The sequence below is a fragment of the Pseudomonas sp. GL_103 genome (assembly GCF_057835175.1).
On sequence record NZ_CM174420.1, the window covers coordinates 4305703 to 4319607 of the forward strand.

Genomic DNA, 13905 nt, shown 5'->3' on the forward strand with positions numbered 1-13905 from the left:
CCGCACCAGGCCGTGGATCTTGTCGACGAAACGGTTGAACGAGCCGGCCAGTTCACCGAGTTCGTCCTGGCTGGTGATGGTCAGGCGGCGGGTCAGATCGCCCTCGCCCGCGGCGATGTCGTCGAGGTTGGCCTTCATCAAATGCAGCGGACGCAGAATGGTGTTGGCCAGCAGCATCCCGGCGGCAGCAATCACCAGCAGCACCACGACCGCCACGCCGACGATGCTCAGCACCATGCCTTGCATGCGCTCCTGGACCTTGGCTTCGACCACGGCCACTTGTGCTTCGATGCCGTCGAGGTTGACCGAGGTGCCGACCGCCATGTCCCACTTCGGCAGGTATTCGGTGTACCCGAGCTTGGGCACCAGCACCTGGGTGTTGCCGGGCAATGGCGAGCTGTATTGCAGGTAGTGCGTACCGTCCTTGGCGACTTTCACCAGGTCGCGGTTGACGTAGACACCGTTCGGGTCGCGGTTGTCCTTGAAGCTCTGGCCCACGCCTTCGGGGCTGTTGGCCTTGAACAGGCGCACGGTGTTGGAGTCGTAGCCGAAGAAGTAGCCGTCCTTGCCATAAGTGATGCTCGACAGCAGCTTGATCACCTGGGCCCGCGCCGCCCCATCGCCGGGGGCGGCCGCGTCATAGAGCGGTTTGATCGTGGTCAGGGCCACGGCCACGTAGCTTTGCAAGGTCGACTTGGCATCGCTGAGCAAGCGCTCGCGGGTCTGCTCGACTTCCTTGCGCGCCTGATCCTGCAGAATGAACAGCGTGGTCAGGCTGATGACCAGCGCAAACAGCAACACCGGGAGGACGGCAAGGGACAGGACTTTGGCCTTGAGGCTCATGCGCATGACGTTCACTCTTTTGATTTTGTTGGCGTGGTTAAAAGCTTTAACGGCACCCCGGGTCAAAAGTTGAACGCCCCAAAAAGATCGCAGCCTTCGGCAGCTCCTACAGGTGAACACCCTTCCCATGTAGGAGCTGCCGAAGGCTGCGATCTTTTGATCTTTTGCTTGTTAGATCACAGCACCATCGCGGCCACCCAGCCAAACGCCAGCAGCGGCAGGTTGTAGTGCAGGAAGGTCGGGACCACGGTGTCCCAGATGTGATGGTGCTGGCCGTCGATGTTCAGGCCGGAGGTCGGGCCCAGGGTCGAGTCCGAAGCCGGCGAACCGGCGTCGCCCAGGGCACCGGCCGTGCCGACGATGCACACGATCGCCAACGGGCTGAAGCCCAGTTGCACGCACAGCGGCACGAAGATCGCCGCCAGGATCGGCACGGTGGAGAACGACGAGCCGATGCCCATGGTCACCAGCAACCCCACCAGCAACATCAGCAAGGCGCCAATGCCTTTGCTGTGATCAATGTACGACGCCGACGACTCGACCAGCGTCTGCACCTCACCGGTGGCCTTCATCACTTCGGCAAACCCGGAGGCGGCGATCATGATGAAACCGATCATCGCCATCATTTTCATGCCTTCGGTGAACAGGTCGTCGGTGTCGCGCCACTTGACGATGCCCGACACCGAGAAGATCAGGAAGCCGACCAGTGCACCGATGATCATCGAATCGAGCAACAACTGAATGATGAACGCCGCCGCGATGGCCACGCCGGCCACCATCAGGCTCAGCGGGTTGTATTGCACCGCCACTTGCTCGACCTGTTCGATCTTCGCCAGGTCGTAGACACGCTTCTTGCGGTAGCTGACGAACGCGATCAGCAGGCCCGCCACCATGCCCAGGGCCGGAATGCCCATGGCGTGGGTCACATTGATGCCGCTGATGTCCACGCCGCTGCGGGCGACGTTGGCCAGCAGGATCTCATTGAGGAAGATGTTGCCGAAGCCCACCGGCAGGAACATGTAGGGCGTGATCAGGCCGAAGGTCATGACGCAGGCGATCAGGCGACGGTCCAGTTGCAGCTTGGTCAGCACATAAAGAAGCGGCGGCACCAGCAACGGAATAAACGCGATATGTATCGGCAAGATGTTCTGCGAGGCGATGGCCACGACCCAGAGCAGGCCGATCAGCAGCCACTTGACCTGGCCACCGCCGCTGGCGTGCTGGCGATCGACCATGGCCAGGGCCTTGTCGGCCAGCGCATGGGCCATGCCGGACTTGGCAATGGCCACGGCGAAAGCGCCGAGCAAGGCGTAGGACAACGCCACCGTCGCCCCGCCGCCGAGGCCGCTGTTGAAAGCCTTGAGCGTCGCCTCGATCCCCAGGCCACCGGTCAAGCCACCGACCAGCGCACCGACGATCAGGGCGATCACCACATGCACGCGGGACAGGCTGAGGATCAGCATGATGCCGACCGCGGCAATTACTGCATTCATTGTCATACCTCTGGGCAAGCGAAAAGAGTCCGGCCGGCAGTCTGCGAGAGCCGCCAGCGGATAAAAGGAATGGGTTTTATTAGAGGGCGCGCACTTTGCCGGACCGCTGCTGCCTTGTCAAAGCCAACTCAATTCCCGGTAGGAGCTGCCGCAGGCTGCGATCTTTTGATCTTCAACGGCATCAAGGCAATGAAAAGCAAAAAGATCGCAGCCTGCGGCAGCTCCTACGCGGGGGTATTCGATATTCATTGGCTCAGCATAAAGAAAGCCGAATCACGGCCGCTACAGTGCAAAGTCTCAGATATTTATCGAATAAGGACGTCTCCATGTCGCTCAGACAACTTTCCATTCAATGGAAAATCACCCTGCTGGCCGGGCTGTGCCTGGCGGGCATCGTGACCCTGCTGGTGGGTCTTTCGCTGTACCGCATGGAGCACAGCTCCGAGCTGGTGAAAGCCTCGAGCATGGAGATGCTGACCGAAGCGGCCCAGGCCCGGATCGAGTCCCAGGGCGAAAACCAGGCGCTGGTGATTCGCCAGCAGTTCATGGACGCCTATCAGTACGGCCACGGCTTCTCGCGGCAGGTGCTGTTCCTGCGTGACCAGGCCGAGAAGCGCTTTCTCGATGCCTTCGACCTGCGCGAAGACCTGACCCGCCAGGTCAAGTCGGCCCTGCAAGCCAACCCGGACCTGCTCGGCCTGTCCCTGGTGTTCGAACCCAATGGGCTGGACGGCAAGGACGAACTGTTCGCCGGTCAGGCCGAACTGGGCAGCAACGACAAGGGCCGTTTCGCGCTCTACTGGTCGCAGCCGACGCCGGGTAAGGTAACGTCCATGGCGTTGCCGGAAAAGGACATGGCCGATACCAGCACCGGCCCCAGCGGCGAAGCGGCCAACACCTGGTTCACCTGTCCGCGCACCACGCTCAAGCCGTGTGTGATCGAACCCTACTTCTATGAGATCGACGGTCAGAACGTGCTGATGACCAGCATCGTTTTCCCGCTGATGGTCAATGGCAAGGTCATCGCCTCGCTGTCGGTGGACATCAACCTCAACAGCCTGCAAGCGGTCAGCCTGGGCGCGAGCAAGAAGCTCTATGACGGCCAGACCAGCGTCAGCATCATCAGCCCGGCCGGCCTGCTCGCCGGCTACAGCCCGGACGCCAGCAAACTCAGCCAGCGCCTGGACGCCGTGGACAAGGCCAGTGGCGCCGAACTGCTGCGCATGCTCGCCGCCAGCAGCAAAACCGCCAGCCTGCACAGCCATCAGCAACTGAAAGTGCTGGCACCCTTCCAGCCGATCCCCGGCGGTAAATCCTGGGGCGTGCTGCTCGACGTGCCGGAGAAAGTCCTGGTCGGCCCCGCCGAAGCCCTGAAAAAACAACTCGATGACAGCAACACCGCCGGTACGCTAGTCGAACTCGGCCTGGGGGGACTCGCCGCGCTGCTCGGCCTGGTGCTGGTGTGGCTGATGGCCCGCAGCGTCACCCGACCGATCCTCGGCGTGGCGCACATGCTCGAAGACATCGCCAGCGGCGAAGGTGACCTGACCCGCCGACTGGCCTACGACAAGAAGGATGAGCTGGGCCAGCTGGCCGGCTGGTTCAACCGTTTCCTCGACAAGCTGCAACCGATCATTGCCGAAGTGAAACGCTCGGTGCAGGACGCCCGCAGTACGGCTGACCAGTCGTCCGCCATCGCCGCCCAGACCAGCGCCGGCATGGAACAGCAGTACCGTCAGGTGGACCAGGTGGCGACCGCCTCCCACGAAATGAGCGCCACCGCCCAGGATGTCGCCCGCAGCGCCGCGCAAGCGGCCCATGCCGCGCGGGATGCCGATCAGGCGACCCGTCAGGGCCTGACCGTGATCGACCGCACCACCGCCAGCATCGACAACCTCGCCGCCGACATGAGCGCGGCCATGGTCCAGGTCGAAGGCCTGGCCGCCAACAGCGAAAAGATCGGCACGGTACTGGAAGTTATCCGTGCGATTGCCGAACAGACCAACCTGCTGGCCCTCAACGCCGCGATCGAAGCGGCCCGTGCCGGTGAAGCGGGACGCGGGTTTGCCGTGGTGGCCGATGAAGTGCGCAACCTGGCCCGGCGTACCCAGGAATCCGTCGAAGAAACCCGTCTGGTGATCGAACAACTGCAAAACGGCACCCAGGAGGTGGTGGGTTCGATGAACAACAGCCATCGTCAGGCCCAGGGCAGTGTCGAGCAGGTTGGCCAGGCCGTGACGGCGCTGCGCCAGATCGGCGACGCGGTGACCGTGATCAACGACATGAACATGCAGATCGCCAGTGCCGCCGAAGAGCAAAGCGCGGTGGCCGAGGAGATCAACAACAACGTGGCGACCATCCGCGACGTGACCGAGTCGCTGTCGGGCCAGGCCAATGAATCGGCGCGGGTCAGCCAGTCGCTCAACAGCCTGGCGAACCAGCAGCAGAGTTTGATGGATCAGTTCCGCGTCTAAGCCTTGCAAGTCGAACAAAATACCTGTGGGAGCGAGCTTGCTCGCGATAGCATCAGCACATTCAACATCAATGTGACAGACAGATCGCCATCGCGAGCAAGCTCGCTCCCACAGAGTTCCGGGTGTGACTTCAAGTGTGTTTGGGCAATTCGATGACGACCTTCAGCCCGCCCCACTCGCTTTCCAGCAACGACAGTTTGCCGCCCCAGCTATCGACGATGTCGCGCACGATACCCAGCCCCAAACCATGCCCATGGGTTTGCTCATCCAACCGCGTCCCTCGACCGAACACCTGATCGCGACGCTCTTCGGGAATGCCCGGGCCGTCATCTTCCACGCTGAGTTCAAAGCCCTCTGCAGTCTCGGCCACATTCAGGCGAACCTCGGCATCCGCCCACTTGCAGGCGTTATCCAGCAGGTTACCCAACAGTTCCAGCAGGTCTTCACGATCCCAGGGCAATTGCAGGCCGGTGGGTGCTCGGTAGCTCAGCGCCAGGTGTTCGCCATGGATCATGTTCAGGGTGGCCAGCAATCCGGGGAGCTCGGCATCGCAATCAAACAGTGCGCCCGGCAACGCATCGCCGGACAACCGCGCACGATTGAGTTCGCGATTGAGCCGCTGCTGGACTTGCTCCAGTTGCTCCTTGAGGACTTTGCGCAGTTGCGGGTGCGCGTCGAGTTGCTCGCTTGAAGCCAGGCTCAACAGCACCGCCAGCGGGGTTTTCAAGGCGTGGCCGAGGTTGCCCAGGGCATTGCGTGAGCGCTTGAGGCTGTCCTCGGTGTGGGCCAGCAAATGGTTGATCTGCGCCACCAGTGGCTCCAGTTCCACCGGCACCTGATCATCGAGTTGCGAGCGCTGGCCCTGTTGCAACTGCGCAATCTGCTCGCGGGCCTGCTCCAGCGGACGCAAGGCCCGGCGCACGGTAATCCGTTGCAGCAGCAGAATCAGCAGCAGCGCTGTCAAACCGAGGCCGAACCCGAGCTGTTGCATGCGCCGGAAGCTTTCGCGTATCGGCGTGTAATCCTCGGCGACGCTGATGGAGATCGGCAACCCCGAACGTCGATAGTCCGTACGCAGCACCAGTAACTGTTGCCCTTCCGGCCCCAGTTGCAGGTTCCCGTGCAGGCCGGGTTGATCGAGCACCGGCAGTTCCTGATCCCATAAGGAACGGGAACGCCAGTGGCCGTCGGCGAAATCGATGCGGAAATAATGCCCGGAGAACGGCCGCTGATAGGCCGGTGACAGGCGTCGCTCATCCAGTTGCAAACCTTGCGGCCCGCGCACCAGCGCCGCCAGCAGGTTCTCGCTGTCATTGCGCAACCCGGCTTCGAGGTAGCGCTGCAACCCCATTTCGAACAGCCACAGGCTGGTTTGCGCCAGCACCAGGCCAACGACCACCATCACGCTGATCAGGCCCAGGCTCAAGCGGCGCTGGATCGATCTCACCGGGCCTGCCCGCCGAACAGATAACCCTGGCCGCGACGGGTTTCAATCACACTTTTACCGAGCTTGCGGCGCAAGTGGTTGACGTGGACTTCCAGCACATTGGAATCGCGCTCGGTTTCACCGTCGTAGAGATGTTCGGCGAGGTGGCTTTTGGAGAGGATCTGCTCGGGATGCAGCATGAAATAACGCAACAGGCGAAACTCCGCGGCGGTCAGCTGAATGTCCGCACCGTCGCGCACAACGCACTGGCGACCTTCATCCAGATGCAGCCCGGCGGCCTTGAGCGTTGGCTGGTTGACCTGGCCATGGGAGCGGCGCAGCAACGCCTGGATGCGCAAAAACAACTCTTCGGGATGGAATGGCTTGGTCAGGTAATCGTCGGCGCCGGCCTTGAGACCTTCAATGCGTTCGGCCCAGGAATCCCGGGCTGTCAGGATCAGCACCGGCGTGGCCAGCCCCGCCGCACGCCATTGCGCCAGCACCTCAAGCCCCGGCACGCCCGGCAGACCGAGGTCGAGGATGATCAGGTCGTAAGGTTCAGTACTGCCCTGATACACCGCATCGCGACCATCGGCCAGCCAGTCCACCGCATAGCCCTGGCGGTTGAGGCCGGCCAGCAGTTCGTCGGCCAGGGGCACATGGTCTTCCACCAGGAGCAAACGCATGGATCAGTCTTCCTTGTCTTTCAATACTCGGCCGTCAGTCGCATCGATGTGCAGCTCACGAACCACGCCTTCGGGGGTCAGCAATTCGACATCATAAAGGTAGATGCTGTGCTTCTCTTCGAGTTCGGCTTCCAGCAGTTTTGCGCCGGGGTAGCGATCCATCGCTTGCTGCAGCAGTTGCTCCAGCGGCAGGATCACACCCTGTTGACGCAAGCGCAGGGCTTCATCCTGATCCAGGTCGCGGGCCATCGCCACCGAGCAAAACGCCAGAAGCAACAGCGCCATCCTGCGTGCGAAACATCGATTGAGTAGAAACACCTTCATTACCAATCCTGATGATCCTTGAGTCACTGCCCGCTGACCGGGTCTAATCCATGCCCAGTGCCAGTGGTGTGAGCTTCTCGAAAGCCACAATGGTACCAGCGATGCGCTATCCCAGCGTTGCGTCGGGGTCCAGGCGAGCCACCTTAACCCGCTGAACTTAATTGAAACTGAATTGCCATCATTGCTGACACCGCAACCCCGTAGGAGCTGCCGAAGGCTGCGATCCTTTCTCACTTTCACTTGAGTCGCCAGGCAAAAGATCAAAAGATCGCAGCCTTCGGCAGCTCCTACACACCAATCGAGACCGGTATGACCGCCATCCACATCAAGTTCCCGTCCTTGACCCTCAAGGCCGGTCCACGAGCCTTTGCGCGCATCCGGGACAACGGCTTGAGCGCCGCCGACGTCGGCACCTTGCCTGGCGCGGCTGGCGGTCCGAAGGCGCTGGGGATTCAGGGGCTGGACCTGGCGCTGTTCGGTGAGTGGCTGCCGGCGGCACCGCGGGAACGCTCGCTGATTGGCGCATCGGTGGGTTCCTGGCGCTTCGCCAGCGCCTGCCTGCCGGACGCCGCCGAGGGCATCCGGCGCCTCGGGCAGCTGTACACCGAGCAACACTTCGCCAAGGGCGTGACCATGGCGCAGATCAGCCAGAGCTCACAGCGCATGCTCAATGACCTGCTCGACGGTCGCGATGCCTCGATCCTCGGCAACAACGATTACCGCCTGAACATCATGGTGGTCAAAAGCCACGGCCTGCTGGCCGACGATCATCGCGGCCGCCTGGGGCTGGGCCTGTCATCGGTCATCGCCGACAACCTGCGCGGCCGGGCGCGGCTGGCGCGGCATTTCGAACGCCTGATCATCCACGACCCGCGCCTGGCGCCGCCGGTCGATGCCTTGACTGACTTTCCGTCGCGCTTCGTCGCCCTCAATGCCGGCAATTTGCGCCAGGCCCTGCTGGCGTCGGGCTCGATCCCGATGGTGATGGAAGGCGTGCGCGACCTGCCGGGCGCCGGCGCCGGGACGTTCCGCGACGGCGGTCTGCTGGATTACCACCTGGACCTGCCCTACAGCGGCAACGACATCGTGCTGTACCCGCACTTCACCGACCGGGTGATTCCCGGCTGGTTCGACAAGACCCTGCCGTGGCGCCGCGCCTGTCCGGCTCGCTTGCAGAATGTGCTGTTGCTGGCGCCGTCGAAGGAATACCTGGCGCGCCTGCCCTACGGCAAGCTGCCGGACCGTAACGACTTCAAGCGCTTCATGGGCGATGCCCCGAGCCGGCAGAAATACTGGCGCACAACCATGGACGAAAGCCGCCGCCTGGGCGACGAATTCCTCGAACTGGCCGCCAACGGTCGCCTCGGCGAGCGCTTGCTGACCCTTTAGTCAGGACAAACTGGTAAACTCGCCGCCTGCCCGAATCGCTGCGGCGAACGCCACCTGAACAGAGCTGAAATCACTGTGGAAATTTTCAAGGAATTTACTTTCGAATCCGCCCACCGCCTGCCCCACGTACCGGACGGCCACAAGTGCGGGCGCCTGCACGGTCACTCGTTCAAAGTGGCGATCCACCTGAGCGGCGACCTCGACCCGCACACCGGCTGGATCCGCGACTTCTCGGAAATCAAGGCGATCTTCAAGCCGCTGTACGAACGCCTGGACCACAACTACCTGAACGACATTCCCGGCCTGGAAAACCCGACCAGCGAAGTGTTGGCCAAGTTTATCTGGCAGGAAATGAAGCCTCTGCTGCCGGAGCTCAGCTCGATCCGTATCCACGAGACCTGCACCAGCGGTTGCATCTATCGCGGCGAGTAATCTTCAGACAACACTGCTCCCACAAGGGAATGCGTTTCGTCAGTGACATGAAAAACAGCCTTCATCGGCTGTTTTTTATGCCTAAGCTTTTTGCCTCTTCCCCCGCCAAGAGGACAAGCCCATGACTGACTGGCCGCTGGATCAGGTCTTCGACTTCAACGAACATCAAGTGCGCTACGCCATACGCGGCGACGGCCCGCCGCTGGTGTTCGTGCATGGCACGCCATTTTCTTCCTGTGTGTGGCACCGGATCGCGCCATATTTCACGACGACTCACCGCGTCCACTACTTCGATTTGCTGGGCTATGGGCAGTCGGCACAACCCGACGACGATGTCTCGCTCGGCGTGCAAAACCTGTTGTTGGCGCAGTTGCTGGAGCATTGGCGCCTGGACTGCCCCGACGTGGTGGCCCATGACTTTGGCGGTGCCACGGCCCTGCGCGCGCACCTGCTCAATGGCAAGGACTACCGCAGCCTGACGCTGATCGACCCGGTGGCGCTCACGCCCTGGGGTTCACCGTTTGTGCAGCATGTGCGCCAGCATGAAGCGGCCTTCAGCGGGCTGCCCGATCACATCCAGCGCGCCATCGTGCCGACCTATATTCGCGGGGCCATCCAGCGGGAAATTCCCGACGCCGAACTCGCCCCCTACGTTCAGCCCTGGTTGGGAGAGCCAGGGCAAGCAGCGTTCTACCGGCAGATCGCGCAGATGGACGAGCGCTATACCTGCGAGGCGGAGGGCCTATACCCGACGATTCGCTGCCCGGTGCAGATTCTCTGGGGTGAAGACGACCAGTGGATTCCCATCGAACGCGGGCGGGCGCTGCATCGGATGATTCCCGGATCGCAGTTTTATCCGATACCCAACGCTGGTCATCTGGTTCAGGAAGACGCGCCCGAAGCCATAGTCGCGGCTCTTATGCGATTTTTACCCCTGCAAAAATCCTCCTGAACAAACCCGATCCCCTGTGGGAGCGGGCTTGCTCGCGAAGAGGCCGTGTCAGTCGCCATCAATGCTGACAGTCACACCGCCTTCGCGAGCAAGCCCGCTCCCACATTTGGATTGTGGTGATCAATGTCACTGGCGGGATTCGCCACAGGCGAGCTAACGTAAGGATATTGCCTACACGATTCACCAAAAGGACTCGCCCGATGCACATCATCAACGCCCGTCTGCGCAACCAGGAAGGCCTGCATGAGTTGTACCTGGAAAACGGCCTGATCAGCAGCATCGGCCGCCAGATCGAAGCCCCGACCCTGGGCCCTGACGATCTGGATGCCGGTGGCAATCTGGTGGTGCCGCCCTTTGTCGAGCCGCACATCCACCTCGACGCCACCCTGACCGCCGGCGAGCCGCGCTGGAACATGAGCGGCACGCTGTTCGAAGGCATCGAGTGCTGGGGCGAGCGCAAGGCGACCATTACCGAGGAAGACACCAAGGCCCGGGCCAAGAAAACCATCCAGACCCTCGCCGCCCACGGCATCCAGCATGTGCGCACCCACGTCGACGTCACCGACCCGCAACTGACCGCGCTCAAGGCCATGCTCGAAGTGCGCGAGGAGAGCCGGCACCTGGTCGACCTGCAAATCGTCGCCTTCCCCCAGGAAGGCATCGAGTCCTACCGCAATGGTCGCGAACTGATGGAAGAAGCCATCCGCATGGGCGCCGACGTGGTGGGCGGCATTCCGCATTTCGAGTACACCCGCGATCAGGGCGTCAGCTCGGTGAAGTTCCTCATGGACCTGGCCGAGCGCAGCGGTTGCCTGGTGGACGTGCATTGCGACGAAACCGACGACCCGCATTCACGCTTTCTCGAAGTGCTCGCCGAAGAGGCCCGCAGCCGCGACATGGGTTCGCGGGTCACGGCCAGCCACACCACGGCCATGGGCTCCTACGACAACGCCTACTGCGCCAAACTGTTTCGCTTGCTCGGGCATTCGGGGATCAGCTTTGTCTCCTGCCCCACCGAAAGCATCCACCTGCAAGGTCGCTTCGACAGTTTCCCGAAACGCCGAGGCGTGACCCGGGTCAACGAGCTGCTGGAAGCGGGCATGAACGTGTGCTTCGGCCAGGATTCCATCGTCGATCCGTGGTATCCGCTGGGCAATGGAAACATTCTGCGGGTGCTCGAAGCCGGCCTGCACATCTGCCACATGCTCGGTTATCGCAACCTGCAAAGTGCGCTGGACCTGGTGACGGACAATAGCGCCAAAGCCATGAACCTCGGCGATCGCTATGGCCTGGAGCGCGGGCGACCGGCGAACCTGCTGATTCTGTCGGCGGAGAGTGATTACGAGATGATCCGCAGCCAGGGGTTGCCGCTGTACTCGGTGCGCGAGGGCAAGGTGTTGATGAAGCGGACGATGCCGGTGGTGGAGTTCAGTGGGCAGAGCTGAAACTTGCACTGACTGGACTGGCCCCATCGCGAGCAAGCTCGCTCCCACACTGGATCTTTGTCGTACACAGACGCTGTATTCACTGAAGATCAACTGTGGGAGCGAGCTTGCTCGCGATGGCGATATCAAAATCAATCGATCATTCGAGCCGTACCAAACAGGCTGACCCGACTCAATGCCCCCAACTCCTCTTCCAGCAAGATCGGCGCCGTGCCACCTGGCATCGTCACCTTCACCTCCCCGGCGCGGACCCAACCTGCCCGCCAGGCCGCACAGGCCACTGCGCTGGCACTGGTCCCCGACGACGCCGTCGGCCCCTCGCCCCGCTCGAATACCCGCGCGGCGATCTGTCCTTCGGACACGCGCAATGCCCATTGCAGATTGATTCCCGCCGGACAAGGTTTGCCTGCGCCGACCGGCATGGCGTAGGCGATTCGCGTCAGCCCCTCACCCAGCGCCGGCTCGCGCATCTGCTCGTTGCCCGGCAGATCCCCGGCACTTTCCACCAGCGTCACGCAATGGGGATTGCCGACCCGCACGAACTGGCTGCGCGACCATGCGCTATTGAGTGCCGACAATGGTTCAACGTGGCTGAGTTCGCGACCGTTGAACATCGCCGTTGCAACCCCGTGAGCACTGACCGCCGACGGTCCGAATCCCGGCTGGCCCAGGTCGAGCCAGAAACCCTTCACGCCCTCGACCTCTGAGGCTTTCACTGAAGTCTGCCCCGGCGAAGGCGTATCAGCCTTGTCGTGGTGAACCCTGAGCAGACAGGCTTCGTTCTGCGGCAACAGCCCTTGATCGCTGAGGGCCTGGGAAAAAATCGTCAGCCCGTTGCCGCTGCGCTCGGCCAGGGTACCGTCGGTGTTGACGATCAACAGATCAAAGGGTGGCGACGACTGAAACGGTCCGACCAGCAAACCGTCGCTGCGATGATCCTTGCTGCCGGGCGGTTGAGTGCCTGGAGCCCAACTGCAACAAGCCTCGATCGCGGCCACCGCCCAGGCGTCGAGGGTTTGCGCTGCCTGGCTGGCCTGATCGGGCAGGTCGATGCCCTGGCGGCGCAGTTCTTCGGGCGCTACCACGATGTAAATGTTGCCCCGTGCATCGTACCGCTGCGCCATGGCGCCCTCCGTGTGTCATTGGAATGGCTCAACATATCGCGAAAAACAACGGCGTTGTGCAAGGATGTCGCCCTGTTTGACCGTAAAACTTTCCGGGCACTGATCGAACCCTCACAGGCCGGTCACTGTCCGTTGAGGACGCGACGCTTATTGCCAAGGATTGTTATGACCAGCCTCAACAGCCAAACCACCTTCGTTCCCGGCCGCCTGGAACAGATGTCCACGCGCATCGGCTTTTTCATCGCCGGGGTCGGCATCGCCGCGTGGGCACCGCTGGTGCCCTATGCCAAGGCCCGGGCCGGGCTGGATGAAGGCACCCTGGGATTGTTGCTGCTGTGCCTGGGGGTGGGTTCGATCCTGGCGATGCCATTGGCCGGGATCCTGGCCACACGTTTCGGCTGCCGGCGGGTGACGACCGGCGGTACTTTGCTGATCTGTACCGCCCTGCCGCTGCTCGCGACGGTGTCGTCGATTCCGGCGCTGATCGCCGCATTGTTCATGTTCGGCGCGGGGCTCGGCACCGTGGATTCGACGGTCAACCTGCAAGCGGTGATCGTCGAGCGCGCCAGCGGCAAAAACATGATGTCGGGTTTCCATGGCCTGTTCAGCCTGGGCGGGATTGTCGGTGCGGCGGGTGTCAGCGGCTTGCTTGGCCTGGGGATTTCACCCCTGGGGGCCATGCTGGTGGTAATCGTGTTGCTGCTGATCGCGCTGGCCAGGGCCGTGCCGCATCTGCTGCCCTACGGCAGCGAGAGTTCGGGGCCGGCGTTTGCGGTGCCCCACGGCATCGTCCTGTTCATCGGCGGCATGTGCTTCATCGTATTCCTCGCCGAAGGCGCGGCACTGGACTGGAGCGCGGTGTTCCTGACACAGGAGCGTGGCATCGACACGGCGTATGCGGGGCTTGGTTATGCGGCGTTTGCCCTGACCATGACGGCCGGGCGTTTGACCGGTGACAAAATCGTACGACGACTGGGCGCGACGCGGGTGATTGTGTTCGGCGGGCTGGCAGCCGCTTCAGGCTTGTTTCTGGCGACGTTCGCGCCAAGTTGGGAGGCGGCGCTGGTGGGTTATGCGCTGCTGGGTGCCGGTTGCTCGAACATTGTGCCGGTGCTGTATACCGCTGTCGGCAAACAGACGGTCATGCCCGAAAGCATCGCCGTGCCGGCCATTACCACCCTGGGTTATGCGGGCATCCTGGCAGGCCCCGCCGTCATCGGCTTCGTCGCCCATGGCAGCAGCCTGAGCTTTGCCTTTGCCTTGATGGCGGTGCTGCTGGTGGCGGTGGCGATTGGCGGGAAGGTGCTGAAAGTCTGA

10 protein-coding genes and 3 pseudogenes are annotated in these 13905 nt (G+C 62.4%); 7 read left to right on the plus strand and 6 right to left on the minus strand.

Annotated elements, in window-relative coordinates; all coding sequences use genetic code 11:
* Positions 1–24: 24 nt before the first annotated feature.
* Both AC3IP0_RS19370 and AC3IP0_RS19375 read right to left on the minus strand, forming a co-directional pair.
* Positions 25–972: pseudogene (locus AC3IP0_RS19370) on the minus strand (cache domain-containing protein); the annotation flags it as partial.
* 47 nt (positions 973–1019) lie between these two features.
* A complete protein-coding gene (locus AC3IP0_RS19375) occupies positions 1020–2336 on the minus strand; it encodes a Na+/H+ antiporter family protein (protein WP_056722503.1) in 1317 nt (438 codons plus the stop codon).
* Positions 2337–2881: 545 nt separating this feature from the next.
* On the opposite strand from AC3IP0_RS19375, the pseudogene AC3IP0_RS19380 reads away from it, so the two are divergent.
* Positions 2882–3952, plus strand: a pseudogene (locus AC3IP0_RS19380) (methyl-accepting chemotaxis protein); the annotation flags it as partial.
* A gap of 264 nt (positions 3953–4216) precedes the next feature.
* A pseudogene (locus tag AC3IP0_RS19385) lies at positions 4217–4810 on the plus strand (methyl-accepting chemotaxis protein); the annotation flags it as partial.
* Between the two features lie 130 nt (positions 4811–4940).
* On the opposite strand, the gene AC3IP0_RS19390 reads toward AC3IP0_RS19385, so the two are convergent.
* From AC3IP0_RS19390 to AC3IP0_RS19400, 3 genes are read right to left on the minus strand one after another with little or no spacing between them, the layout of a single operon-like run.
* On the minus strand, positions 4941–6257 hold the full coding sequence (locus tag AC3IP0_RS19390; protein ID WP_489325653.1) for a sensor histidine kinase: 1317 nt from the start codon (positions 6255–6257) through the stop codon (positions 4941–4943).
* A complete protein-coding gene (locus AC3IP0_RS19395; protein WP_150725790.1) occupies positions 6254–6922 on the minus strand; it encodes a response regulator transcription factor in 669 nt (222 codons plus the stop codon). Before AC3IP0_RS19395 ends, AC3IP0_RS19390 begins: the two co-directional genes overlap by 4 nt.
* A 3-nt stretch (positions 6923–6925) precedes the next feature.
* Positions 6926–7246: a PepSY domain-containing protein gene (locus AC3IP0_RS19400; protein WP_489316625.1), complete on the minus strand. Its 321-nt coding sequence runs from the start codon at positions 7244–7246 to the stop codon at positions 6926–6928.
* A gap of 309 nt (positions 7247–7555) precedes the next feature.
* Between AC3IP0_RS19400 and AC3IP0_RS19405 the strand changes: the two genes are divergently transcribed.
* The 4 genes from AC3IP0_RS19405 to codA all read left to right on the plus strand — a co-directional run bounded on the left by AC3IP0_RS19405 (position 7556) and on the right by codA (position 11464).
* A complete protein-coding gene (locus AC3IP0_RS19405) occupies positions 7556–8635 on the plus strand; it encodes a patatin-like phospholipase domain-containing protein (protein ID WP_489316626.1) in 1080 nt (359 codons plus the stop codon).
* Between the two features lie 75 nt (positions 8636–8710).
* Positions 8711–9067 carry a 6-carboxytetrahydropterin synthase QueD gene (queD, locus tag AC3IP0_RS19410; protein ID WP_489316627.1) on the plus strand — a complete coding sequence of 119 codons (357 nt, stop codon included), beginning with the start codon at positions 8711–8713 and terminating at the stop codon, positions 9065–9067.
* A 121-nt stretch (positions 9068–9188) separates the two neighbouring features.
* Positions 9189–10019, plus strand: a complete 831-nt coding sequence (locus AC3IP0_RS19415; protein ID WP_489325655.1) for an alpha/beta fold hydrolase — start codon at positions 9189–9191, stop codon at positions 10017–10019.
* A 200-nt stretch (positions 10020–10219) separates the two neighbouring features.
* Positions 10220–11464, plus strand: coding sequence for a cytosine deaminase (gene codA / locus AC3IP0_RS19420; protein ID WP_489316629.1), 1245 nt, complete (start codon positions 10220–10222; stop codon positions 11462–11464).
* Positions 11465–11595: 131 nt separating this feature from the next.
* On the opposite strand, the gene AC3IP0_RS19425 is transcribed toward codA, so the two are convergent.
* Positions 11596–12588 carry a diaminopimelate epimerase gene (locus AC3IP0_RS19425; RefSeq protein WP_489325656.1) on the minus strand — a complete coding sequence of 331 codons (993 nt, stop codon included), beginning with the start codon at positions 12586–12588 and terminating at the stop codon, positions 11596–11598.
* Positions 12589–12753: 165 nt separating this feature from the next.
* Between AC3IP0_RS19425 and AC3IP0_RS19430 the strand changes: the two genes are divergently transcribed.
* A complete protein-coding gene (locus AC3IP0_RS19430) occupies positions 12754–13905 on the plus strand; it encodes an MFS transporter (protein WP_489316631.1) in 1152 nt (383 codons plus the stop codon).

Coding starts and splice junctions, on each gene's coding strand:
- AC3IP0_RS19375 (WP_056722503.1), bottom strand. CDS start 2,336: ATGAATGCAGTAATTGCCGCGGTCGGCATCATGCTGATCCTCAGCCTG.
- AC3IP0_RS19395 (WP_150725790.1), bottom strand. CDS start 6,922: ATGCGTTTGCTCCTGGTGGAAGACCATGTGCCCCTGGCCGACGAACTG.
- AC3IP0_RS19400 (WP_489316625.1), bottom strand. CDS start 7,246: ATGAAGGTGTTTCTACTCAATCGATGTTTCGCACGCAGGATGGCGCTG.
- AC3IP0_RS19405 (WP_489316626.1), top strand. CDS start 7,556: ATGACCGCCATCCACATCAAGTTCCCGTCCTTGACCCTCAAGGCCGGT.
- AC3IP0_RS19415 (WP_489325655.1), top strand. CDS start 9,189: ATGACTGACTGGCCGCTGGATCAGGTCTTCGACTTCAACGAACATCAA.
- codA (WP_489316629.1), top strand. CDS start 10,220: ATGCACATCATCAACGCCCGTCTGCGCAACCAGGAAGGCCTGCATGAG.
- AC3IP0_RS19425 (WP_489325656.1), bottom strand. CDS start 12,588: ATGGCGCAGCGGTACGATGCACGGGGCAACATTTACATCGTGGTAGCG.
- AC3IP0_RS19430 (WP_489316631.1), top strand. CDS start 12,754: ATGACCAGCCTCAACAGCCAAACCACCTTCGTTCCCGGCCGCCTGGAA.